General features: G+C 72.2%; 19 protein-coding genes and 1 tRNA gene. 10 read left to right on the top strand and 10 right to left on the bottom strand.

Annotation, left to right across the window (positions count from 1 at the left end; translation table 11 throughout):
- Positions 1-110 precede the first annotated feature (110 nt).
- The 3 genes from F9278_RS08025 to F9278_RS08035 all read right to left on the bottom strand — a co-directional run bounded on the left by F9278_RS08025 (position 111) and on the right by F9278_RS08035 (position 2311).
- Positions 111-974 (bottom strand): SCO1664 family protein, encoded by an 864-nt coding sequence (locus F9278_RS08025; RefSeq protein WP_193241401.1) that lies wholly within the window; start codon positions 972-974, stop codon positions 111-113.
- A complete protein-coding gene (locus tag F9278_RS08030; protein ID WP_152167665.1) occupies positions 938-1528 on the bottom strand; it encodes a DUF3090 domain-containing protein in 591 nt (196 codons plus the stop codon). The genes F9278_RS08025 and F9278_RS08030 overlap by 37 nt, the downstream gene beginning before the upstream one ends.
- Before the next feature lie 96 nt (positions 1529-1624).
- Positions 1625-2311: a histidine phosphatase family protein gene (locus F9278_RS08035; protein ID WP_152167666.1), complete on the bottom strand. Its 687-nt coding sequence runs from the start codon at positions 2309-2311 to the stop codon at positions 1625-1627.
- 89 nt (positions 2312-2400) lie between these two features.
- On the opposite strand from F9278_RS08035, the gene corA reads away from it, so the two are divergent.
- A complete protein-coding gene (corA, locus tag F9278_RS08040) occupies positions 2401-3393 on the top strand; it encodes a magnesium/cobalt transporter CorA (RefSeq protein ID WP_193241402.1) in 993 nt (330 codons plus the stop codon).
- Between the two features lie 79 nt (positions 3394-3472).
- On the opposite strand, the gene F9278_RS08045 is transcribed toward corA, so the two are convergent.
- Both F9278_RS08045 and F9278_RS08050 read right to left on the bottom strand, forming a co-directional pair.
- Positions 3473-4261: a ferritin-like domain-containing protein gene (locus F9278_RS08045; protein ID WP_152167668.1), complete on the bottom strand. Its 789-nt coding sequence runs from the start codon at positions 4259-4261 to the stop codon at positions 3473-3475.
- A 294-nt stretch (positions 4262-4555) separates the two neighbouring features.
- Positions 4556-5611, bottom strand: coding sequence for an LLM class F420-dependent oxidoreductase (locus F9278_RS08050; protein WP_152167669.1), 1056 nt, complete (start codon positions 5609-5611; stop codon positions 4556-4558).
- A gap of 304 nt (positions 5612-5915) precedes the next feature.
- Here F9278_RS08050 and F9278_RS08055 point away from each other — a divergent pair, with 304 nt between their 5' ends.
- Entirely contained in the window at positions 5916-6899 is a 984-nt protein-coding gene (locus F9278_RS08055) for an aldo/keto reductase (RefSeq protein ID WP_152167670.1), read from the top strand.
- Positions 6896-9103, top strand: a complete 2208-nt coding sequence (locus tag F9278_RS08060) for a helix-hairpin-helix domain-containing protein (RefSeq protein ID WP_152167671.1) — start codon at positions 6896-6898, stop codon at positions 9101-9103. Before F9278_RS08055 ends, F9278_RS08060 begins: the two co-directional genes overlap by 4 nt.
- 112 nt (positions 9104-9215) lie before the next feature.
- Here F9278_RS08060 and F9278_RS08065 read toward each other — a convergent pair whose 3' ends face one another.
- Positions 9216-9911: a hypothetical protein gene (locus F9278_RS08065; RefSeq protein ID WP_152167672.1), complete on the bottom strand. Its 696-nt coding sequence runs from the start codon at positions 9909-9911 to the stop codon at positions 9216-9218.
- Between the two features lie 48 nt (positions 9912-9959).
- Between F9278_RS08065 and F9278_RS08070 the strand changes: the two genes are divergently transcribed.
- Positions 9960-10148 carry a DUF5703 family protein gene (locus F9278_RS08070; RefSeq protein WP_005485166.1) on the top strand — a complete coding sequence of 63 codons (189 nt, stop codon included), beginning with the start codon at positions 9960-9962 and terminating at the stop codon, positions 10146-10148.
- Positions 10149-10233: 85 nt separating this feature from the next.
- On the opposite strand, the gene F9278_RS48450 is transcribed toward F9278_RS08070, so the two are convergent.
- The 3 genes from F9278_RS48450 to F9278_RS08085 all read right to left on the bottom strand — a co-directional run bounded on the left by F9278_RS48450 (position 10234) and on the right by F9278_RS08085 (position 13072).
- Positions 10234-11214, bottom strand: coding sequence for a chaplin (locus tag F9278_RS48450; protein WP_152167673.1), 981 nt, complete (start codon positions 11212-11214; stop codon positions 10234-10236).
- A 132-nt stretch (positions 11215-11346) separates the two neighbouring features.
- Positions 11347-11580 carry a chaplin ChpH gene (chpH, locus tag F9278_RS08080; protein WP_033531632.1) on the bottom strand — a complete coding sequence of 78 codons (234 nt, stop codon included), beginning with the start codon at positions 11578-11580 and terminating at the stop codon, positions 11347-11349.
- Positions 11581-11746: 166 nt separating this feature from the next.
- Positions 11747-13072 (bottom strand): M20/M25/M40 family metallo-hydrolase, encoded by a 1326-nt coding sequence (locus F9278_RS08085; protein WP_152167674.1) that lies wholly within the window; start codon positions 13070-13072, stop codon positions 11747-11749.
- 198 nt (positions 13073-13270) lie between these two features.
- On the opposite strand from F9278_RS08085, the gene F9278_RS08090 reads away from it, so the two are divergent.
- From F9278_RS08090 to F9278_RS08105, 4 genes are all read left to right on the top strand, one after another.
- Positions 13271-13355: transfer RNA gene (locus tag F9278_RS08090), tRNA-Leu, on the top strand.
- 282 nt (positions 13356-13637) lie between these two features.
- Complete coding sequence (locus F9278_RS08095; protein WP_152167675.1) at positions 13638-17513, top strand: Pls/PosA family non-ribosomal peptide synthetase; 3876 nt, start codon at positions 13638-13640, stop codon at positions 17511-17513.
- Between the two features lie 77 nt (positions 17514-17590).
- Positions 17591-18985: a M1 family metallopeptidase gene (locus tag F9278_RS08100; protein ID WP_152167676.1), complete on the top strand. Its 1395-nt coding sequence runs from the start codon at positions 17591-17593 to the stop codon at positions 18983-18985.
- Positions 18986-19004: 19 nt separating this feature from the next.
- Positions 19005-19457: a YchJ family protein gene (locus F9278_RS08105; protein ID WP_226966670.1), complete on the top strand. Its 453-nt coding sequence runs from the start codon at positions 19005-19007 to the stop codon at positions 19455-19457.
- 9 nt (positions 19458-19466) lie between these two features.
- On the opposite strand, the gene F9278_RS08110 is transcribed toward F9278_RS08105, so the two are convergent.
- A complete protein-coding gene (locus F9278_RS08110; protein ID WP_152167677.1) occupies positions 19467-20192 on the bottom strand; it encodes a FadR/GntR family transcriptional regulator in 726 nt (241 codons plus the stop codon).
- 143 nt (positions 20193-20335) lie between these two features.
- Here F9278_RS08110 and F9278_RS08115 point away from each other — a divergent pair, with 143 nt between their 5' ends.
- Positions 20336-20854 (top strand): gluconokinase, encoded by a 519-nt coding sequence (locus F9278_RS08115; protein ID WP_193241404.1) that lies wholly within the window; start codon positions 20336-20338, stop codon positions 20852-20854.
- Positions 20855-20924: 70 nt separating this feature from the next.
- Positions 20925-22322, top strand: a complete 1398-nt coding sequence (locus tag F9278_RS08120) for a GntP family permease (RefSeq protein ID WP_152167679.1) — start codon at positions 20925-20927, stop codon at positions 22320-22322.
- Positions 22323-22351: the final 29 nt, after the last annotated feature.

The following is a 22351-nucleotide window of genomic DNA, read 5'->3' on the forward strand; positions in this document are numbered from 1 at the left end:
GACCTGTGCCGGGCGGCTGGGCACTCGGGGGTACGCCCCGTTTCGCGACCGCGCCCCGGTAGGTGGCTGATCGCGTGGTTCCCCGCGCCCCCGACGGGGCGCGGGTGGTGTCAGACCGGGGGCCAGGGGATCGCCGGCCAGTCGCCGCTGGGCTGTGGGTGGCGGCCGGTTCTCAGCAGGGCGGCCACCCGTTCCCGGGTGGCGTCCAGCTCGGCCGGTGTGATCAACGCGACGAGCCTGCCGGCCAGGGCCCCGCCCTCGGCGAGCGCGTCCCGCAGCCCCTCCAGCACCCGTACGGCCTCCTCGGTGAGCGACTCCCCCGCCCACCCCCACAGCAGCGTCCGCAGCTTGTTCTCGACGTTGAAGGTCACCCCGTGGTCGATGCCGTAGAGGCGCCCCTCGGCGGCCGGCAGCAGATGCCCGCCCTTGCGGTCCGCGTTGTTGACGACCGCGTCCAGCACGGCGAGCCGCCGCAGCCGCCGGTCGTCGGCGTGCACGAGGAGCGCGGTCTCGCCGTCCCCGACCTCCGCGAACCCGACGGCCTTCCAGCCCTCCCCGGCCTCCTCGCCCTCCACGAGGGCCAGCAGCTCGGACCCGGCCTCGCCCTCGATCCACAGCTGGCACATGCCCTCGCCGTACGGCCCGTCCCGCAGCACGGTGGGCGGCACGAGCCCCCACCCGGTCGCCTCGGACACCTCGTACGCGGCGACCTCCCGCTGCGCGAGCGTGCCGTCGGGGAAGTCCCACAGGGGCCGCTCCCCGGCGACGGGCTTGTAGACACAGGCGGCCTCACGGCCCTCGTACGAGACCGTGCAGTACAGCACCGCGTTGGACGCCTCCCGCACCCGCCCCCGTACGGTCAACTCGCCCTCGGCCAGCAGCACGACCGCCGGATCGGCGGGTGCCGCCGAACCGGTGGAGGCGGACGCGGAGGAGGTCACGCGTCGCGCCGGTATCCGTTCTGGCGCGGACATACGTGTCCCTCCGGATCGAGCGGCAGACTGCACAGCGGGCACGGCGGACGCCCCGCGTTGACGACGTCCAGGGCACGCTTGGCGAAGGCACGGGCCTGGGAACCGGTGAGGCGGACGCGGAGCATCGGCGGGCCGTTCTCCTCGTCCTGGAGCATCCGCTCCTCCGCCTCGGCCAGGTCCTCCTCGGAGTCGGCGTCCAGCTCCACCAGCGCCTGGGCCTCGACGATCATCCGTTCCTCGTCGCCGTCCCAGGCCAGCGCCATGGTGCCGACCCGGAACTCCTCCTCGACGGGGGTCTCCAGCGGGGCCGTGTCGGACACCTCGGTGGGGGCGACGGCGGGGACCGCCGCGCTGCCGCCGCTGCGGCGCACGACCTCGTCGAGGAGTTCGTCCATGCGTTCGGCGAGCGCGGCCACCTGGGTCTTCTCCAGGGCGACGCTGGTGACCCGTTGTCCGGAGGATGCCTGCAGGAAGAAGGTCCGGCGTCCGGGCAGCCCGACCGTACCGGCCACGAAGCGGTCCGGGGGGTCGTAGAGGAACACCTGACGGGACACGTCCTGTCTCCATTGGAATCGACGTCGGGACCGGCCGCGTCGGCTGCTGACTGGTTCAGCGCCGCCGCGACCGCTTCACCCTACTGCGGTTGACGATCACGGTGCCCCCGCACCGCCCCCGACGGTCGCGTCACCGCTCGGGGGCTCCTCGCGCGGCGCCAGGGACGAGAAGTCCCCGGTGTCGCCGAGGCGGACGAGAAACGGCCTGAGTCGTGTGTAACGGATCGCGGTGATGGAACACGGTTCGACAGAGATCCGCTGGAAGAGGTCCAGATGAAGTCCGAGTGCGTCCGCGACGAGCGACTTGATGATGTCTCCGTGCGAGCACATCAGATACACGGCGTCGGCCCCGTGCTCGCGCTCCACGCGCGCGTTCCACTCCCGTACCGCCTCCGCGGCCCGGTGCTGCATGGCCCGCATCGACTCGCCGCCCGGGAACTCGACCGCCGTGGGACGGGTCTGTACGACCTCCATCAGCGGCTCGTCCTTCAGCTCGGCGAGCTTGCGGCCGGACCAGTCGCCGTAGTGGCACTCGCCTATGCGTTCGTCGGTGTGCGCGATGAGTCCGGGCCGGGCGTCGAGGAGCGGGCGGATCGTCTCCTGGCAGCGCTGGAGCGGGCTGCTCACCACCTCGGCGAGCGGCAGCCCGGCGAGCCGGCCGGGCAGCGCCGCGGCCTGTGCGGAGCCTCGCTCGTCGAGTGCGATCCCGGGTGTCCACCCGGCGAGCACTCCCTCGGTGTTGGCGGTGGACCGTCCGTGCCGGACAAGGATCAACGTGGGCATGCGCCCCAGCCTAGGCGCACCCGGAAACGCGTACGGCAGGGGCGTACGCCGGGGTGCGTTTGTGACCGTGCGGCGGGAGGATGCACAGCGTGATCGTCGACTGCGCCATCTACCGTGACGGGCGCCGGACACAGGGCCCCGCCGACCTCTCCGACGCCCTGGCGGAGTGCCGCAGGGCGGGCGAGGCGTTCGTCTGGATCGGTCTGTACGAGCCGACGGAGGACGAGTTCGGCCAGGTCACCGAGGAGTTCGCGCTGCATCCGCTGGCCGTCGAGGACGCCCTCAAGGCGCATCAGCGGCCCAAGCTGGAGGTGTACGACGACTCCCTGTTCGTGGTCCTCAAGCCGGTGGAGTACGAGCCGGACAACGACATCGTGTCGGCCGGCGAGGTCATGGTCTTCATCGGCGACTCGTTCGTGGTGACCGTCCGCCACGGCGAGCAGGCACCGCTGGCGGCCGTGCGCCGTCGGCTGGAGGCGGAGCCCGAGATGCTCCGGCACGGCCCGGCCGCGGTGCTGTACGCGATCGCCGACGCCGTCGTCGACCACTACGTGGACGTGGCCGGTGAACTGGGCACCGACCTGGAGGAACTGGAGACGGAGGTGTTCTCCCCGGTCGGCGGCGGCTCACGGCACACGGCGTCCGGCATCTACGCCTTCAAGCGGCAGATCCTGGAGTTCCGCCGGGCCACGGTCCCGCTGGCGCAGCCGCTGGCCAGGCTCGGGGGCGACCTCGGCGGCCGGGTGCCGTTCGTCCCCGACAAGGCGCGGCCGTTCTTCCGCGATGTGAACGACCACCTCACACGCGTGAACGAGAGCGTCGAGGGCCTGGACCGGCTGGTCTCCGACATCCTCTCGGCGCATCTGGCGCAGATGAGCGTCCGCCAGAACGACGACGTCCGGAAGATCTCCGCGTGGGCGGCGATGGCCGCGGTGCCCACGATGGTCGCGGGCATCTACGGCATGAACTTCGACCACATGCCGGAGCTGCACTGGGTGTGGGCGTATCCGACGTTGATCGGGGCGCTGGTCGTGCTGGAGTTCCTGCTGCACCGCCTCTTCAAGCGGCGGGGCTGGCTGTAGTCACCGGGCACCGGATCACCGGCACGCGCGCGAGGGCGGCCGTTCGGGCTCCACGCGCGCGTGCCGCGCGAACTCCGCGCTAGGCGAACTCGGGGGCCGCCGTCGCCGGTCCGCCCAGGGCGTCGCGGCGCTCCGGCATCCGCAGGGTGACCATGCGGCGCCAGCCGAAGGCCCGCTCGTACGCGTACACGGCGTGGATGCCGACGGCGAGGACGGCCGCCTTGGGCCTCGGCCAGCCGAGGATGCGTCCCATGCGGTCCATCACGGCGAGGCTGACGTCCCGGTAGACGGCGATCTCCGCGAGGGCGCACTCGCGCAGGGTCCGCTGGATGAGGCGGCCGTGTCCGGCGGCGGCGTAGCGCAGCAGTTCCTCGTGGGTGTAGGCGAGGTGGTTGTCCTCGTCGTCGGAGATCATCCGGACGGCCTTGCCGATCTCGGGGTGGGTCTCGAAGTGCTTGCGGAGCATCACCATCTGGTCGGCGGCCCGCTGTTCGGTGACCCGGCTGTGGGACAGATAGACGATGATGTCCCGCACCGAGAGGGCCCGGTCGGCCTTCAGCTTCTCGTGCGCGAGTCCGATGCCGTTGCGCTCCAGCAGCATCGTGTAGTCGGTCTCGGGCGGGACCTCGGTGGGCTGGAGGCCGCGCTTCTTCATCAGGGCGTTGAAGATCCGCCCGTGCTTGTCCTCGTCGGCGCCATGGCGGGTGATCTTGGGGGCGAGCGCGCGCTCGCTGGGCGGGACGAGCGCGGCGATGCGCGCGTTCTCCCAGCCGCCCTGCGTCTCCCCGCTGGCGGCGATGGAACAGAACAGCCGGAACGACTCGTCGTCGTCGACCATCTCCTGGAACAGACTCTTGGCCGAAAGCATCGAAAGACACCTCTCTGCGGGGGGCCTGGCAGGGGTCCTGCAGAAAACGAGTCAAATGGGGTACCAGGAGCCGGGCAACAGCTGTGTCGGACAAATCCGCCGAACGAAGGATGCCGGGGCGGCGCGGGGGCGTAACCGAGCAGGCCCGCGCGCGTTGTCCCCCGTGACGGCCGTGGCGGGGAAGACCCCCGAGCCCCCACCACGGCCGTAGTGCTTTCCGCCGCCTCCGTCCGACCCCGCTGTTCGGCCGATTCCGGCTCTCGTCGGCGGCTGCGCCGTTCGGGTTACGCGAGGTTATGCCAGTCCGGCCAGCTCCATGGCCTCCGTGCCGGCCCGGAGCGAGGCGATCCGCTCGTCCAGGGTGAAGCCGGCCGGGGCGAGGGTGAGGGTGGTGACCCCGGCCTCGGCGTAGGCCTTCATCCGGTCGGCGACGCGCTCGACGGAACCGAGCAGCGTGGTCTGGTCGATCAGCTCGTGCGGGATGGCCGCCGCCGCCCCGGTCTTGTCGCCGGCCAGGTACTTGTCCTGGATCTCGGCGGCCTCCTTCTCGTAGCCCATGCGCTGGGCGAGCTGGTTGTAGAAGTTCTGCTTGCGGCTGCCCATGCCGCCGACGTACAACGCGGTGTACGGGCGGAAGGTGTCGGCGAGCGTCGTGACGTCCTTGTCGTCGCCGACGGCGAGCGGCAGAGTCGGGCAGACGTCGAACCCGTCGAGGGTCCTGCCGGCCTTCTCCCGGCCCGCCCGCAGGTACTTGATCGCCGTGTCCTCCAGGTGCGCGGCCGAGGGGAAGATCAGCAGGGCGCCGTCGGCGATCTCGCCGGTCTGCTCCAGGTTCTTCGGGCCGATCGCGGCGATGTAGAGCGGGATGTGCTCACGGGTGGGGTGCACGGTCAGCTTCAGCGGCTTGCCGGGGCCGCCGGGCAGCGGCAGCGTCCAGTGCTCGCCGTCGTGCGACAGGCGCTCGCGGGTCATCGCCTTGCGGACGATCTCCACGTACTCGCGGGTGCGGGCCAGCGGCTTGTCGAACTTGACCCCGTACCAGCCCTCGGAGACCTGCGGTCCGGAGACGCCGAGGCCGAGGCGGAAACGGCCGCCGGAGAGCGAGTCCAGGGTGGCGGCGGTCATCGCGGTCATCGCGGGCTGGCGGGCCGGGATCTGGAAGATGGCCGAGCCCACGTCGATACGTTCGGTCTTGGCGGCGACCCAGCTGAGCACGGTGGCGGCGTCCGAGCCGTACGCCTCCGCCGCCCAGCACACCGCGTAGCCCAGCCGGTCGGCCTCCTGGGCCACGGCCAGGTTGTCCGCGTCCATTCCGGCGCCCCAGTAGCCGAGGTTGATCCCGAGCTTCATATAGACCAGCCTTCCCCTTACCGATCAGTAACGTCCTTGTTTCGCCGACCCTACCCTTGCGCTCCGCTGGGCGAGGCGGGGGAGCTCGGGAGGTTGAGGCTGTCGGGCGAGTACAGGTCGGTCGTGGTTGCTCGCGCAGTTCCCCGCGCCCCTTGAAGGCATGGGTCGCGCCCGGAGTCTTTCAGGGGCGCGGGGAACCGCGCGACCAGCCCCCACCGGGCCCGCGGCCGACGAACGCTCGTTGGGGAAATCCGTTGTCCACAGGCCCCCACGCGGCGAACCCCGGCCAGTAATGTCGGCGTTCATGGAGCAGAGGCATCTCGGCCGTACCGGCCTGCGCGTGTCCCGGATCGGGCTCGGCACCCTGACGTGGGGTCGTGACACGGACGAGCACGACGCCGCGGACATGTTGAAGGTGTTCTGGGAGGCGGGCGGCAACCTCGTCGACACGGCGGACGTGTACGGGGACGGCGAGGCGGAGTACCTGCTCGGGCAGTTGATGGACGGTCTGGTGCCCCGCCGTGACCTGGTCATCTCCACGAAGGCGGGCAGTGTCCCGGACCCCGACCGCCGTTTCGACGGCTCCCGGGGCCATCTCCTCGCCGCCCTGGACGGCTCCCTCGCCCGCCTCGGCACGGACTACGTCGACGTCTGGCACATCCACGCCTACGACCCCGAAACCCCGCTGGACGAAACGCTCCAGGCCCTCGACCTGGCCGTCAGCAGCGGCCGGGCCCGCTACGCCGGGGTCTCCAACTTCTGCGGCTGGCAGCTCGCGAAGGCGGCCACCTGGCAGCTCGCGGCCCCCGGCATACGCACCCGGCTGGCCAGTACGCAGCTGGAGTACTCCCTGTTGCAGCGCGGCGTCGAGCGCGAGGTGCTGCCCGCCGCGCTGGACCTGGGCATCGGTCTGCTGCCCTCCTCGCCGCTGGGCCGGGGGGTGCTGACCGCCAAGTACCGGCACATCACGCCCCCGGACTCACGGGGCGGCTCGGAGCACATGGCACCGTTCGTCGCGCCGTATCTCGACGAGACGGCGACCAGCATCGTGGACGCGGTGCAGACCGCCGCGGACGGTCTCGCCGTGACCCCGATCCAGGTGGCCCTCGCCTGGGTGCGCGACCGGCCCGGCGTGGCCGCGCCCATCATCGGCGCGCGCAACGCGCTGCAGCTCATGGGGGCGTTGTCAGTGGAGACCCTTAGTCTTCCTGACGAGATCTGCCGGGCTCTCGACGATGTGTCGGCGCCCGTGCACCGCTATCCCGATCACGACTGGAGCACGCTGTGAGCACGGAGCCCGCGACCACGGAGCCGGACGAGCCGGGGGGACGGGGCGACGGGACGCCCGCCGACGGCACCACCGCGCCCGGTGCCGAGGACGCCACCACCGGCACCGCCTCCGAAGCCGCGCCCGAAGCCGCGCCCGAAGCCGCGCCCGAAGTCTCCGAGGCGCAGGCCGAGTTGGCGGCTCAGCGGCTGGAGCGGGAGCGGATCGCGCGGCGGAAGGCGGAGAAGGCGGCGCCGATCACCAGCGGAGCCAAGCTCAGCGGGACGGCCGCCGATCTGCTGGCCGCCGTACGGGCCGTGGAGGGCGGCCAGAAGCCCCCGGCCAGCGCCTTCGGTGAGCGGGAGCCCGCGCCGCGCCGCCCCGCGCCGGAGCCGGTGCGCCAGCCCCGGCCCGTGGCGCCCGTGGCCGGTGCGGCGGCCCCCTCGGGCGAGACCGTCGAGGCGGTGCGCGCGGTGCTGGCCGAGGGCGGCGCCCCCGAGGCGCTGGTGCCGCAGGTCGCCGAGGCGCTCGGCGAGGGCGCGGGGACTCTGCTGCGCGAGGATCCCTGGCAGTTGCTGCGGGTCCCGGGAGTACGGCCGGAACAGGCGGACGGGTTCGCGCGGGCGCTGCTCGGCGCGGAGTGCGGCCCGGACGACGAGCGGCGGGGCCGGGCGGTCACCGTATGGCTGCTGGAGCAGGCCGCGCTCGCCGGGCACACGGCGCTGGAGGCCCCGGCCCTGGCCGCCGCGCTCGCCCAGCGTGCCGTGCCCGACCCGGACGAGGCCGTGCAGAGCACCGTCGCCGAGGGGGAGGCCCTGGTCTTCCAGGACGCCCTGGACGACGTCCCGAACGCGCCACGGTCAACCCCCGCGGACACCGGCTCCGACGCGGGGGGCGACGAGACGGAGGAGGAGCGGCCGGTCCGGGTCCTCATCGGCCTGGAGCGTTACGCCCTCGCCGAGGAGAGCCTCGCCGACGGACTCGCCCGTGTCGTGAACTCCCTGCCGAAGGAGGACCCGGCCGACTGGGAATCGGCGGCCACGTCGGCGCCGCGTTCCGCCGCCGAACTGATCCGTGCCGTCGCCGGGCACGGGCTCGTGCTGCACACCGGCGGCGAGGCGGCCCGCGCGGAACCGGCGGCGCTGGTCACGGCCGCCCGGTCGCTCGGGCTGCGGGCGTACGCGGCGACGCACAGCGCGGACGGCGGACGGCGGTTCGCCGCTCAGCCGGGCTCGGCCGGGGACGGTGACGCCGAGGAGGGGGCCCGGCCCGGTGCGGTGACCGTCGCCGGGCTGCTGTCCGGTGCCGAGGGGCCCGGCCGGGACGCGGACGGCGCGCTCGACCTCGACCTGCTGGTGGTGCTGGACGCGCCCCAGCTGGACGTGGAGACCGCCGCCCTGCTCGCCGAGTCGCTGCCCGACGGGGCCCGGCTGGTGCTCAGCGGCGATCCCGGGGTGCTGTGGTCCGCCGGGCCGGGCCGGGTCTTCGCGGATCTGCTCGCCGCCCGCACCTGCCCCCAGGTCGCCTCGCGGACCCCCGACTTCGGGCCCATCGGCGAGCTGGTCTCCGGGATCGGGATCGGGGAGCTGAACCAGGTGGACGCGCCCGGCAAGGAGGTCGTGATCGTGCCGGTGCGGGACGCGGGCGAGGCGGTGCACCGGACCGCGCAGCTCGTCGTGGACTCGGTGCCGAGGGCGTTCGGGGTGCCCGCCGAGCAGGTGCAGGTGATCACTCCCGGGCACGGGGGCGCGGCCGGGACGCGTGCGCTGAACACCGCGCTCAAGGAGCGGCTGAACCCCGGGCCGGGCCGCTTCGGCGGGTTCGACCCCGGTGACCGCGTGGTCCACTCCCCCGCGCCGGGGCGTACGACACCGGGCCGGGTGGTGAAGGCCGACGCGGAGGGGCTGCATCTGGAGTGCGCGGGCGCGGCCGTCGTCGTGACCCAGGAGCGGGTCGAGCAGACCGTGCGGCACGGGTGGGCGCTGACCGCGCACCAGGCGGTCGGGCAGCGGTGGCCGGCGGTGGTCGTGGTGCTGCCGGGGGACGCGGCGCAGGTCCTCACGCGTCCCTGGGTCTACACGGCGTTCGGGCGGGCCGAGCGGCACCTGTCCGTGGTGCACGGGGTGGAGCAGGCCCTGCCCCACGCCGTCGCCGAACTCCCGGCGAAGCCCCGTACGACACGGTTGCCGGCGCTGCTGAAGGCCCTGGTGCCGGCGGCGGATTGACAGTGCACGCTGAGTGGGGCTGAGCACGGGTGGGCTGCGCGACTCGGCGCTACGAGGTGCCGCCTGCGCCCACCTGTGCCGCCCCAGCGGCACGACTGCCCGCAACCTCGCCCTACCGATCCGCGTCCAGGGGTTCCAGATCCTCGTCCTCGTCCAGTTCCGCCACGAGCGGGACGTCGTCGTCGAGGTCGTCGTCCTCCGTGTCGTCGTCGAAGACCGCGCTGACGTCGAAGCGGCAGACCACCCGCTGTGGATCGACCTGGTCGAACGGCGCCTCCAGCCACTCACCCGGCTCGGCGGTGTCGTCCGCGGCGGTCACCCACAGCGTGGAGTCCCCCTCTTCGAGGCCGAACTCCTTGTGCCGGGAGGCGATCTCGTCCGGCTCGAACTCACCGAACAGCAGCCCCAGCGCGCCATGCACCGTGTCCGCCGCCCCGCCGGAGGCCACGGCGGCCGGCTCCTCCGCCGCCTCCACCCGCTGCGCCTGCGCCAGCAGCCGCTGCGGCTCGGCCACCGTGTAGTCGCGGCGGATCAGCACACTGAGCGCGCCGGGCTCCTCGGGACCGGTGTACGGCGGCATGTCCTCGGTGCCGGGGATCTCGAAGGGAGTGACCTCGTCGTAGCGGTCGTAGAGCAGTTCGTCGTACTCCTCGGCGGCGGCGGCAAGCTCGTTGAACGCTTCGTAGACGGCCGGGTCGTCCTCCCCCGACCGGCGTTCGACCGCGGCCAGGTGGCGGTCGAGCGCGGTCTTGACCGCCTCGGCGGCGGCGCGTACCTCGGCAGCGGTGGGCTGCGCAGCATCAGACATAGTGCAGACGCTATCCGTACCGGGCCCCAGCCCGCACAATAGATACCGATGCCGGAATACGAATTTGTCGACGTGTACGTACCGCGCGGGGTTTCCCGCAAGGACGCCACACGCCTGCTGACGGACCATGCCGAGTACGGACACTGGGAGTTGGACCGACTGAGCCTGCTGCGTGATGGCAGCCGCAGGGTGCGGTTGCGCCGACGGATCATCCGCCAGGTGCGCGCCACGTGGTGAGTGGGCGGAACGAAACGGAGCGGGCCCCGCTGGTGCGGGGCCCGCTGGTGCGGGGCCCGCTCCGTTCGCGGGTGCCGGGCGGACGCTAGAGCGCCGCGGCCCGAGCCTTGCGGTAGATCAGGGCGCCCCCGATCAGCGCGCCCGCGCCCAGCGGCAGGGCGAGCCCCAGCGGCAGTTCCGCGCCGGTCTGGGCGAGCTGCGCCGCACCGTCGGGCCGGCCGACGCTCTGCGTGCCCGGGGTGTTGGTGTCGCCGCGGGAGACCTCACCGTCGGGCTTGCCCGGCTGCGCCGGCTTGGTCGGTACCTGCGGGGACGCCTCCTCGGAGTCGCCCGGCGGGTTCTGGGGGCCGACCGGGGTCTCGGGTGCCCCTCCGCCGCCCGAGTTCCCACAGTCGTTGCCGAAGACCCCGTTGCCGACACCGATCACGCTGATGCTGTTGCCGCACAGGTTGACCGGCACATCGACCGGAATCTGCACGGTGTTGCCGGAGCCCACGCCCGGCGAGCCACCGGTGTGGCCGTCCGCCCGGGAGCCGCCGTGCGAGGAGCCGTAGCCGTCGTCGCCGTAACCGCCGCCGCCGTTGTGGCAGTCGTTGTCGGTGGCGGGGTTGCCGATGCCGAGGACGTCCACGCTGTTGCCGCACACGTTGACCGGAATGTGCACCGGAACCTGGATGTGGTTGCCGGAGGCCACGCCCGGCGAGTCACCGGCGTGACCGGAGGCCCGGGAGCCGCCGTGGGAGGAGCCGGACGAGCCATGGCCCTCATCGCCGTAACCACCGCCGTGGCCGCCGCCGTGGCCGCCGCGGGCGTGCTTGCCGCCTCCGCCGTTGGAACACTTGTTGCCCGCCGCCGGGTTGAGCAGTCCGACCACGCTCACCGTGTTGCCGCAGACATTGACCTCGGCCTCCACCGGCGCCTGCACGGTGTTGCCGGAGAGCACGCCGGGCGAATTGGTGGCGGAGCCCTGCGCGCCGGCGTCGGCGTGCGCCGCACCGCCCGCCGCGGCGAACACTCCGGACGCGGCCGCCACCGTCATGAGGCCTTTGCGGGTGACCTGTCGCATTGCTGAATTACCTGCCTTAGCCCTATGTTCTGATCTTTTACACCTTGCCGGGATACCGGTCGGCCCCGGAGTGCATGGCGCGCACTCCGGGGCCGACGGCTGTTTCAGACCCTCACCTGGTGAGGCACAACGTCACTTGTTGATGCAGGTGTTGCCGAAGGCGGGGTTCAGCAGCCCGATCACCGAGATCGTGTTGCCGCACACGTTCACGGGCACGTGAACCGGCACCTGGACGACGTTGCCGGACGCGACACCCGGGGAGCCGACTGCGGCACCCTGGGCCCCGGCGTCGGCGACGGCCAGACCCGCGCCCGCGAGAACCAGACCACCGGTGGCAGCCGCAGCGGCGACGACCTTCTTGAGCATTATTCCTCCTTGTTGGCAAAGCGACCCCAAGTAGCGAGTCGCATCACCTGTAACGAGGAGGGAGTAATGGAGCTACGAGCTTATGGTCGGATTCACCCGTCACGGTTGATCTTCGTACGCGCGACCGAATAAGTATCGAATCAAGTGCCGAACACGTCAGGACGCGTCAGGACGCGTCGATGAAACGGTCGAGCACGCGTACGCCGAACTTCAGGCCCTCCACCGGCACCCTTTCGTCCACGCCGTGGAACATTCCCGCGAAGTCCAGCTCCGGCGGCAGCTTGAGCGGCGCGAAGCCGAAGCCGCGGATACCGAGGTCGTCGAAGGACTTGGCGTCCGTACCGCCGGAGAGCATGTACGGGACGGCGCGCGCGGCCGGGTCCTCGGCGAGCAGCGCGGACTGCATGGCGTCGACGAGCGCCCCGTCGAAGGAGGTCTCCAGCGCCTTGTCGGAGTGCGAGTCCTCGCGTCGCACGTTCGGGCCGAGGATCTTGTCGAGGTCGGCGAGGAACTCCTCCTCGAACCCGGGCAGGAACCGCCCGTCGACATGGGCGGTGGCCTCGCCCGGGATGACGTTGACCTTGTAACCGGCGCCGAGCTGGGTGGGGTTGGCGGTGTTGCGCAGGGTCGCGCCGATCAGCTTGGCGATGCCGCCGAGCCGGGCGAGGGTGCCCTCCATGCCCTCCGGGTCGAGTGTGGTGCCGAGCGCGTCGCCGAGTTCGTCGAGGAAGGCACGGGTGGTCTTGGTGACCCGGACCGGGAACTGGTGGCGGCCGAGGCGGGCGACGGCCTCCGACAGTTCGGTGATGGCGTTGTCGCGGTGGATCATCGAGCCGTGCCCGGCGGTGCCGGCCACGGTGAGCTTCATCCAGTGCATGCCCTTCTCGGCCGTCTGGATCAGATAGAGCCGCCGCTCCTCGTTCACCGTGAAGGAGAAGCCGCCGACCTCGCTGATCGCCTCGGTGACGCCCTCGAAGAGATCGGCGTGGTTCTTGACGAGGTGCTTGGCCCCGTACGTGCCGCCGGCCTCCTCGTCGGCGAGGAAGGCGAGCACGATGTCGCGCGGGGGCTTGCGGCCGCTGCGCAGCCGGTCACGGACGACCGCCAGCGTCATCGCGTCCATGTCCTTCATGTCGACCGCGCCCCGGCCCCAGACACAGCCGTCCGCGACCTCCCCGGAGAAGGGGTGGTGGGTCCAGTCCGCCGCGTTGGCCGGTACGACGTCGGTGTGGCCGTGGATGAGCAGCGCGGGCCGGGACGGGTCCTCGCCCTCGATGCGGGCCACCGTCGAGGCGCGGCCCGGGTGCGACTCGAAGATCCTCGGTTCGAGACCCACCTCGGCGAGCTTCTCGGCGACCCACTCGGCGGCCTTGCGCTCCCCCGGGCCCGAGTGGTCGCCGAAGTTGCTGGTGTCGATCCGGATCAGCTCGCGGCAGAGGTCGACGACCTCGTCCTCACCGGTCACGTGCCTGCCCGTGTCCGTGTCACTCACGCTGGTTCCTCCCGCTGTCGCTGCTGGTGGTTCCCCCTCATCCTCCTCCTGCCCGGCCTCCCGCCCCAAGACCGGGACCGGCCCGTCACAAGCCGTTCACGCCCGTCCGGCCCGGGAACGGGGTGTGATCGAGGGCCCCGGAAAGCCTGGTAATGTTTCCTTCGTCGCCGCGAGGGAGACCCGCGCGACAGACACCTTGTCCGGGTGGCGGAATGGCAGACGCGCTAGCTTGAGGTGCTAGTGCCCTTTATCGGGCGTGGGGGTTCAAGTCCCCCCTCGGACACTCAGTGGCGAAGGCCGCGACCCCAGGGTCGCGGCCTTCTCGCGTTAGACTGACGAAATGTGGGCGACGTCTCTCGCCACCAGGAAAACCCCAGGTCAAGGCCCGTGCTCATGCCCTTCCGGGTCGCCCGGAGGTCACCCCCGCTTGGCCGTCACGACAGGCCGTAGTCACCCGAGCACTAGAGTATTGGGCTTGTTCGGTGCCGATACGGAAATATCCCCAGGCAGACCTGTGGCCCCGTCGGTGCCCCCGGATGGTCCGGGTTCGAGAGGCGAGGATCCGATGGCCGCCGTATACGAGAGTCCCGACCTGACGCTGCTCGACGGAGAGTTGGCGGAGGGAGCCGGGGGATTCGGCGGCGCGGCGCTGTTCACGGCCGGTCCGGCGGCGTCCCCGCGCACGCTCGTCGACATCTTCGAGGCGTCGGTGCGGTCGTATCCGGACGAGCCCGCGCTGGACGACGGGAAGCGGCGGCTGACCTATCGCGCGCTGGCGGTCGAGGTGGAGCAGCTGCGGCGGCGCCTCGGGGCGGCCGGGGTGGGCCTCGGGGACCGGGTCGGGGTGCGGGTGCCGTCGGGCACCAACGAGCTGTACGTCGCCGTCCTCGCGGTGCTCGCCGCCGGGGCCGCCTATGTGCCCGTGGACGCCGAGGACCCCGACGAGCGGGCCGAGCTGGTGTTCGGCGAGGCCGGGGTGCGGGCGGTCGTCGGGGCCGGGCACGCACTGACGGTGAACGGCGCGTCCGACTCCCCCGCCGCCAGGCCCGGGGTCGAGCACGACGCGTGGGTCATCTTCACCTCCGGGTCGACGGGCAAGCCCAAGGGCGTGGCCGTCAGCCATCGCAGCGCCGCCGCGTTCGTGGACGCCGAGGCCGCGCTGTTCCTGGCCGAGGAGCCGATCGGGCCCGGGGACCGGGTGATGGCCGGTCTTTCCGTGGCCTTCGACGCGTCCTGCGAGGAGATGTGGCTGGCCTGGCGGTACGGCGCCTGTCTGGTGCCGGTGCCGCGCTCCCAGGTCAGGAGCGGCGCCGATCTGGGGCCCTGGCTGGTCGAGCAGGAGATCACGGTCGTGTCGACCGTGCCGACGCTGGCCGCGCTGTGGGAGCCCGAGACGCTCAACGACGTACGGCTGCTGATCTTCGGTGGTGAGGCCTGCCCGCCGGAACTGGCACAGCGGCTGGTGACCGAGGGCCGCGAGGTCTGGAACACCTACGGGCCGACCGAGGCCACCGTCGTCGCCTGTGCCTCGCTGATGTCCGGCGAGGAGCCGATCCGGATCGGGCTGCCGCTCGACGGATGGGAGCTGGCCGTCGTCGACGAGGCCGGTGAGCCGGTGCCGATGGGCGGCAGCGGACAGCTGGTGATCGGTGGGGTGGGGCTCGCGCGGTATCTCGACGCCGAGAAGGACGCGGAGAAGTACGCGCCGCTGGAGTCGCTGGGCTGGGAGCGCGCCTATCGCAGTGGTGACCTGGTGAAGGCCGAGCCCGAGGGGCTGGTCTTCCTCGGGCGGGCCGACGAGCAGATCAAGCTCGGCGGGCGGCGGATCGAGCTGGGCGAGGTCGACGCCGCGTTGCAGGCGCTGCCCGGCGTCGCGGGCGCCGCGGCGGCCGTACGGACCGCGCGGAGCGGGAACCAGCTGCTCGTCGGCTATGTGGTCACCCAGGACGGCTGGGACCAGGCGGCGGCCGTGGAGAAGCTGCGGGCCGAGCTGCCGGCCGCGCTGGTGCCGCTGCTGGCGCCGGTGGCGGAGTTGCCGACCCGGACGTCCGGGAAGGTCGACCGCAACGCCCTGCCGTGGCCGCTGGCGGATCTGGAGACCGCCGGTCCGGCCGAGGACCTGTACGGGACCGAGGCCTGGCTCGCCGAGCAGTGGGCCGAGGTGCTGGGCATCCCGGTCGGCGGCGCGAGCGACGACTTCTTCGCGATCGGCGGCGGCAGTCTGGCCGCCGCGCAGCTGACGACCCGGCTGCGGAGCCGGTATCCGAGCGTCGCCGTGGTGGACATCTACCAGCGGCCCACGCTCCGGAAGCTGGCCCGGTATCTGGAGGAGTCCGGCGAGGAGGACGGGCCCCGCCGGGCGGTGGAACCCGTGGCCGTACGGGCACGGGTCGTCCAGCTTCTCCTTCTCGTCCCGCTGTTCACGCTGCTGGGGCTGCGCTGGATCGTGCCGCTGGCCGCGCTCGGGAATCTGCTGACGCCGTACGCCTGGCTGCCGACCGCGTCCTGGTGGGCCGTGGCGGCCGGGGCGGCGCTCTTCTACACGCCCCCGGGGCGGCTGGCGATCGCGGCGGGCGGGGCGCGGCTGCTGCTGCGCGGGGTCACGCCGGGGCGGTACGCGCGCGGCGGGAGCGTCCATCTGCGGCTGTGGGCGGCGGAGCGGCTGGCCGAGTTCAGCGGGGCGACCTCGCTGACCGGGGTGTGGCTGGAACGGTACGCCCGCGCGCTGGGTGCCAAGGTCGGGGCCGAGGTCGATCTGCACGCGCTGCCGCCGGTGACCGGGATGCTCAAGCTCGGGCGGGGCGCGGCGGTGGAGTCCGAGGTGGATCTCTCCGGGTACTGGCTGGACGGGGACCGGCTGGAGATCGGGTCCGTCAAGGTGGGCGCGGGTGCGGTCGTCGGGACGCGGAGCATGCTGCTGCCGGGTGCCCGGGTCGGCAAGCGGGCCGAGGTGGCGCCCGGGTCGGCCGTGGCCGGGCAGATTCCCACCGGGCAGCGCTGGGCCGGGGCGCCGGCGGGCAAGCTGGGCAAGGCCAAGCGGAACTGGCCGGGGGAGCGCCCGCAGCGTGGCCTGTTCTGGCGGGTGTCGTACGGCGTGACCGGGGTCGGGCTGACCGCGCTGCCGGTGCTCGCCGGGGCCGCCGCGCTGGCCGTGCTGACGCTGTTCGTGGACCCGGACGCCGGGCTCGCCGTGGCCATGCGGGGTGCGGCGCTCGGGCTGGTGCCGGCCACGCTGGCGTTCGGGGCGGTGTACGCGCTGCTGCTGGTCGTCGCCGTACGGCTGCTGAGCCTCGGGCTGCGGGAGGGCACGCATCCGACGCACAGCAGGGTCGGGTGGCAGGCGTGGACGGTGACGCAGTTGATGGACCGGTCGCGGCAGACGCTGTTCCCGCTGTACGCGGGCCTGGTCACACCGGTGTGGCTGCGGCTGCTCGGGATGCGGATCGGGCGGGGCGCGGAGGTGTCGACCGTGCTCGCGCTGCCGAGTCTGACGACGGTCGGGGACGGGGCGTTCCTCGCGGACGACACGTTGACCGCGCCGTACGAGCTGGGGGGTGGCTGGCTGCGGATCGGGCGGGCGGAGATCGGGCGGCGGGCGTTCCTCGGGAACTCCGGGATGACCGCTCCGGGCCGGTCCGTGCCGGACGGCGGGCTGGTGGGTGTGCTGTCGGCGACGCCGAAGAAGGCCAAGAAGGGCAGCTCGTATCTGGGGCTGCCGCCGGTGCGGCTGCCCCGGTCGGCCGCGGACGGCGACCAGAGCCTGACGTACGAGCCGCCCGCGCGGCTGCTGTGGGCGCGGGCGCTGGTGGAGCTGTGCCGGATCGTGCCGGTGTTCTGCTCGGCGGGGCTCGCGCTGCTGACGGTGGCGGCGCTGAGCGCGCTGGACGGCTGGGCGTGGCCGCTGGGCGGGGTCGTCCTGCTCGGGGCGGGTGTGCTGGCCTGTCTGGTGTCCGTGGTGGCGAAGTGGCTGCTCGTGGGGCGGCACCGCACCGGTGAGCATCCGCTGTGGAGCGGGTTCGTGTGGCGCAACGAGCTGGCGGACACCTTCGTGGAGGTGCTGGCGGTGCCGTGGCTGGCCGGGTCGGTGCCGGGGACGCCGGTGCTGAACGTGTGGCTGCGCGGGCTGGGGGCGCGGATCGGCAAGGGGGTGTGGGTCGAGAGTTATTGGCTACCCGAGACCGACCTCGTCACGCTCGGGGACGGGGCGACGGTGAACCGGGGATGCGTCCTGCAGACCCACCTCTTCCACGACCGGATCTTGCGGACGGATACTGTTGAACTCCGTGAGGGTGCCACCTTGGGTCCGGGCGGAATCGTCCTGCCCGGCAGCGTGGTCGGGGCCCGCACCACATTGGGTCCGGCGTCGCTGGTCATGGCCGCGGAGTCCGTTCCCGACGACACCCGGTGGCTGGGCAACCCGATCGAAGCATGGCGTCGCTGAACGCGGCTCGTGCGGCGTCCGGGGACTCGGGGGACGATGGACGGCGTACGAGAGCGGAGCGGGGAGCAGAAGCGGCAGTGGCGGTTCAGCAGTCAGTGGGTCCGGACCCGTACTTCCCGGCGAACGGCGATTCCCGTTACCGGGTGCATCGGTACGAGCTGGCGCTGGACTACCGGCCGGGGCCGAACCGGCTGTCGGGCACCGCGCGGCTCAACGCCATAGCGGGCCGGGGCGCGCTCGCCGAGTTCCAGCTGAACCTCGCCGACTTCAAGATCGGCCGGGTGCGGGTGGACGGCCGGGCACCGCACTACTCGCACCGGGGCGGCAGGCTGCGGATCCGGCCCGCGAAGCCGATCCGGCCCGGGGCCGCGTTCACGGTCGAGGTCCACTGGTCGGGCAACCCCAAGCCGGTGAACAGCCCCTGGGGCGGGCTCGGTTGGGAGGAGCTGACCGACGGGGCGCTGGTGGCGAGCCAGCCGGTGGGGGCGCCGTCCTGGTATCCGTGCAACGACCGGCCCGCCGACAAGGCCTCGTACCAGATCTCGATCACCACGCCGTCCGCGTACCAGGTGGTGGCGGGCGGACGGCTGCTGACCCGTACGGCGAAGGCGTCCACGACGACCTGGGTGTACGAGCAGTCGGCGCCGACGTCGAGCTATCTGGTCGGTCTGTCGATCGGCAAGTACCAGACGGTGCTGCTGGGCGACCCGCGGCCCGGCGGCATACCGCAGCACGGGCACCTACCGGCCCATCTGCTCACCGAGTTCTCGCGGGACTTCGCGCGGCAGCCGGCCATGATGGAGCTGTTCGAGGAGCTCTTCGGGCCGTACCCGTTCGGGGAGTACGCGGTGGTGGTGACCGAGGAGGAGCTCGATGTCCCGGTCGAGGCGCAGGGGTTGTCGCTGTTCGGCGCCAACCATGTGGACGGGGCGCGGGGTTCGGAGCGGCTGGTGGCGCACGAGCTGGCGCATCAGTGGTTCGGCAACAGTGTGTCCATCGCCGACTGGCGGCACATCTGGCTGAACGAGGGGTTCGCCAAGTACGCGGAGTGGTTGTGGTCGGAGCGTTCCGGTGGGCGTACGGCGCATCAGCTGGCCACCGCCGCGTACCGCAAGCTCTCCGCGCTGCCCCAGGATCTGCGGCTGGCCGATCCGGGCCGGAAGCTGATGTTCGACGACCGGCTCTACGAGCGCGGCGGGCTGACCGTGCACGCGGTGCGCTGCGCGCTCGGTGACGAGGCGTTCTTCCGGATGCTGCGCGGCTGGGCGACCGTGCACCGCGGCGGCGCGGTGACGACGGCCGGCTTCACCGCCCACGCGGGGCGCTTCGCGGACGGGCCGCTGGACGACCTGTTCCGGGCGTGGCTGCGGGAGCCCGTACTGCCGCCGCTGCCGGTTCCCAGGAGCCATGTGCTCCCGGCGCGCCCGGCCTATCCGCCGACCTATCCGCCGACGAACGCGGGCCCGGCGTAGGGCGTGCACAATGGCGGGCATGTCGTCGCGCCGCAGCAGTCCCAAGGCCAGGTCGAAGAGTGGTGCTTCCCGGGCCGCCTCCACGCCGACCCCGCGCACCTGCCCGTGCGGGCTGTCCGAGGTGTACGAGGCCTGCTGTGGCCGTTACCACTCGGGCGGGGGCGCCGCGCCGACCGCCGCCCCGACCGCCGAGGCGCTGATGCGGTCGCGCTACAGCGCGTTCGTGATGCGCGACGAGGCGTATCTGCTGCGCAGCTGGCATCCCCGGACGCGGCCCGCCGACGTCGCCTTCGACACGACGATGCGCTGGACCGGTCTGGAGATCCTGGAGACCCGGGACGGCTCGGCCTTCCACACCACCGGCACGGTCACCTTCCGCGCCTCGTTCCGGGGCGGCTCGATGCACGAGCGGAGCCGGTTCGAACGGGTGGACGGGGCCTGGGTGTACGTGGACGGGGAGTTCCTGGACTAGGGGGCCGGGTCAACCGGCGGCCGGGGAGTGGCCGCCCGGGGCCAGGATGTCCAGTTCCTGGAGGGCGCCCGCGGTGATCTGCCGGGTGAGTTCCTCGGCGCGGACGGCGTCGCGTTCCCGGATGGCCTCGGCGACGTGGACGTGGAGGGTGACGGCGGCGGGGTCGGGGTCGTCGAACATGACGGCGTGATGGGTGCGGCCGGCGAGGACCTCCTCGACGACGTCGCCGAGGCGGGCGAACATCTCGTTGCCGGAGGCGTCGAGGATCAGCCGGTGGAAGGCGACGTCGTGGTGGAGGTAGCCCTCCAGTTTGTGGCCACGTGAGTGGGCCACCATGCCGATGGCGCACTCGGTGAGCGCGGCGCACTGCTCGGCCGTGGCGTTGCGGGCGGCGAGGCCCGCGGCGATCGGTTCGACGGCGCCCCGGAGCACGGTCAGCGAGCGCAGCTGGCGGGGGCGGTCCGCGCCGGCCAGCCGCCAGCGGATGACCTGGGGGTCGTAGACGTTCCACTCGGCGGACGGGCGGACGATCACACCGACCCGGCGGCGGGACTCGACCAGGTGCATGGACTCCAGGACGCGGACCGCCTCGCGCATCACGGAGCGGGACACCTCGAAGGTCTGGGCGAGTTCGTCCGTGCGCAGCACGCTCCCCGGCGGGTAGTCGCCCGCCGTGATCGCCGGTCCGAGGGTCTCCAGTACTCGGCCGTGCAGCCCCCGGCCCGCTGTGCTCATGGGGAGAAGGGTACGAGGAGCCGACCGTGAAGAAAAAGTCAGACTTATTTATGTCCGAGGCTTGAATTCGTCGTACCTAATGGGTTTCAGTGGCGTCGACGTCGGGAGACGTCTCAGATGTCGACGAAGACAGCGAGGTAGTGATGCGTACCCCTCATGTCGTCGTGGTGATGGGCGTGGCAGGTACCGGGAAGACAACGATCGGCCCCCTGCTCGCGGCCGGGCTCGGCGTTCCGTACGCCGAGGGCGACGACTTCCACCCCGAGGCCAACATCGCCAAGATGTCGGCCGGGACACCCCTTGACGACGCGGACCGCGGGCCGTGGCTGGACGCCATCGGTGCGTGGGCCCACGGCCGGGACGGGCTCGGCGGAGTGGTCAGCTGCTCCGCGTTGAAGCGCGTGTACCGGGACCGGCTGCGGGCGGCGGCGCCCGGGGTCGTCTTCGTGCACCTCGCCGGGGACCGCGCCCTCATCGAGGACCGGATGTCCCACCGGCAGGGCCACTTCATGCCCACCGCGCTGCTCGACTCGCAGTTCGCCACGCTGGAGCCGCTCGGGGCGGACGAGGCGGGTGTGACGGTCGGGGTGGCGGGCACGCCCGAGGAGATCACCGGGCGGGCGGTCGCCGCGCTGCGGGAGTTCGACCCCGCGACGCCGTAGCCCCCGTCCCCTTCCGTTCTCCTTCTCTTCTCGTCCCCCTCAACTTCCCCCACACAAGGATTCCTTCACCGTGACCAGACTCAACGTCGAGCTGCTGGCAGCGGATCCCGTCGAGCCGATCACCTCGGCGGGACACGCGCAGCTGGGTATCGCCGTCCTGGCGGGTATCGCCGTGATCGTCGTCCTCATCACCAAGTTCAAGGTGCATGCCTTCCTGGCGCTGACCATCGGCTCGCTCGCGCTCGGCGCGTTCGCCGGGGCGCCGCTGGACAAGGCGATCGCCAGCTTCACCGCCGGTCTCGGGACGACCGTGGCCGGGGTGGGCGTGCTCATCGCGCTGGGTGCGATCCTCGGCAAGCTGCTGGCGGACTCCGGGGGTGCCGACGAGATCGTCGACACGATCCTCGCGAAGGCCGGCGGGCGGGCGATGCCCTGGGCGATGGTGCTGATCGCCTCCGTGATCGGGCTGCCGCTGTTCTTCGAGGTCGGGATCGTGCTGCTGATCCCGGTCGTGCTGATGGTCGCCAAGCGCGGGAACTACTCGCTGATGCGCATCGGCATCCCGGCCCTCGCGGGTCTGTCCGTGATGCACGGGCTGATCCCGCCGCACCCCGGCCCGCTGGTCGCGATCGACGCCGTGGACGCCAACCTGGGCGTCACGCTGGCGCTGGGCCTGGTCGTCGCGATACCGACCGTGATCATCGCCGGGCCGCTGTTCTCGAAGTACGCGGCCCGCTGGGTGGACGTGCCGGTGCCCGAGCGGATGATTCCGACGCGCGCCTCGGAGGAGCTGGAGAGGCGGCCCGGGTTCGGCGCCACCCTCGCGACCGTGCTGCTGCCGGTGGTGCTGATGCTGGCCAAGGCGCTGGTGGACATCGTCGTGGACGATCCCGAGCACATGGCGCAGCGGGTCTTCGACGTCGTCGGCTCACCGCTGATCGCGCTGCTCGCGGCGGTGCTCGTGGGCATGTTCACGCTCGGGCGGGCGGCCGGGTTCACCAAGGAGCGGCTGGGGTCGACCGTCGAGAAGTCCCTCGCGCCCATCGCGGGCATCCTGCTGATCGTCGGCGCGGGCGGCGGCTTCAAGCAGACGCTCATCGACTCCGGGGTCGGGCAGATGATCCTGCAGATCTCCGAGGACTGGTCGATCCCCGCGCTCGTGCTGGCCTGGCTGATCGCGGTGGCGATCCGGCTGGCGACCGGGTCGGCCACGGTCGCCACGATCTCGGCGGCGGGCCTGGTGGCCCCGCTCGCCGCGGACATGTCGACGACGCACACGGCCCTTCTCGTCCTCGCCATCGGCGCCGGCTCGCTGTTCTTCAGCCATGTCAACGACGCCGGGTTCTGGATGGTGAAGGAGTACTTCGGGATGACCGTCGGCCAGACCGTCAAGACCTGGTCGGTGATGGAGACGATCATCTCGGTGGTGGCGGGCGCGCTCGTGCTGCTGCTGTCCCTGGTGATCTAGGCCGTACGGGACCGGGGAGCGTCCGCTGT

Source organism: Streptomyces phaeolivaceus (assembly GCF_009184865.1).
Lineage (GTDB): Bacteria > Actinomycetota > Actinomycetes > Streptomycetales > Streptomycetaceae > Streptomyces > Streptomyces phaeolivaceus.

Excerpts from the sequence above, each read along its gene's own strand:
- F9278_RS08050 (WP_152167669.1), bottom strand. The coding sequence starts at position 5,611 with ATGAAGCTCGGGATCAACCTCGGCTACTGGGGCGCCGGAATGGACGCG.
- F9278_RS08065 (WP_152167672.1), bottom strand. The coding sequence starts at position 9,911 with ATGTCTGATGCTGCGCAGCCCACCGCTGCCGAGGTACGCGCCGCCGCC.
- F9278_RS08035 (WP_152167666.1), bottom strand. The coding sequence starts at position 2,311 with ATGCCCACGTTGATCCTTGTCCGGCACGGACGGTCCACCGCCAACACC.
- F9278_RS08055 (WP_152167670.1), top strand. The coding sequence starts at position 5,916 with ATGGAGCAGAGGCATCTCGGCCGTACCGGCCTGCGCGTGTCCCGGATC.
- F9278_RS08115 (WP_193241404.1), top strand. The coding sequence starts at position 20,336 with ATGCGTACCCCTCATGTCGTCGTGGTGATGGGCGTGGCAGGTACCGGG.
- F9278_RS08110 (WP_152167677.1), bottom strand. The coding sequence starts at position 20,192 with ATGAGCACAGCGGGCCGGGGGCTGCACGGCCGAGTACTGGAGACCCTC.
- F9278_RS08045 (WP_152167668.1), bottom strand. The coding sequence starts at position 4,261 with ATGCTTTCGGCCAAGAGTCTGTTCCAGGAGATGGTCGACGACGACGAG.
- chpH (WP_033531632.1), bottom strand. The coding sequence starts at position 11,580 with ATGCTCAAGAAGGTCGTCGCCGCTGCGGCTGCCACCGGTGGTCTGGTT.
- F9278_RS08105 (WP_226966670.1), top strand. The coding sequence starts at position 19,005 with ATGTCGTCGCGCCGCAGCAGTCCCAAGGCCAGGTCGAAGAGTGGTGCT.
- F9278_RS48450 (WP_152167673.1), bottom strand. The coding sequence starts at position 11,214 with ATGCGACAGGTCACCCGCAAAGGCCTCATGACGGTGGCGGCCGCGTCC.
- F9278_RS08025 (WP_193241401.1), bottom strand. The coding sequence starts at position 974 with ATGTCCGCGCCAGAACGGATACCGGCGCGACGCGTGACCTCCTCCGCG.
- F9278_RS08070 (WP_005485166.1), top strand. The coding sequence starts at position 9,960 with ATGCCGGAATACGAATTTGTCGACGTGTACGTACCGCGCGGGGTTTCC.
- F9278_RS08095 (WP_152167675.1), top strand. The coding sequence starts at position 13,638 with ATGGCCGCCGTATACGAGAGTCCCGACCTGACGCTGCTCGACGGAGAG.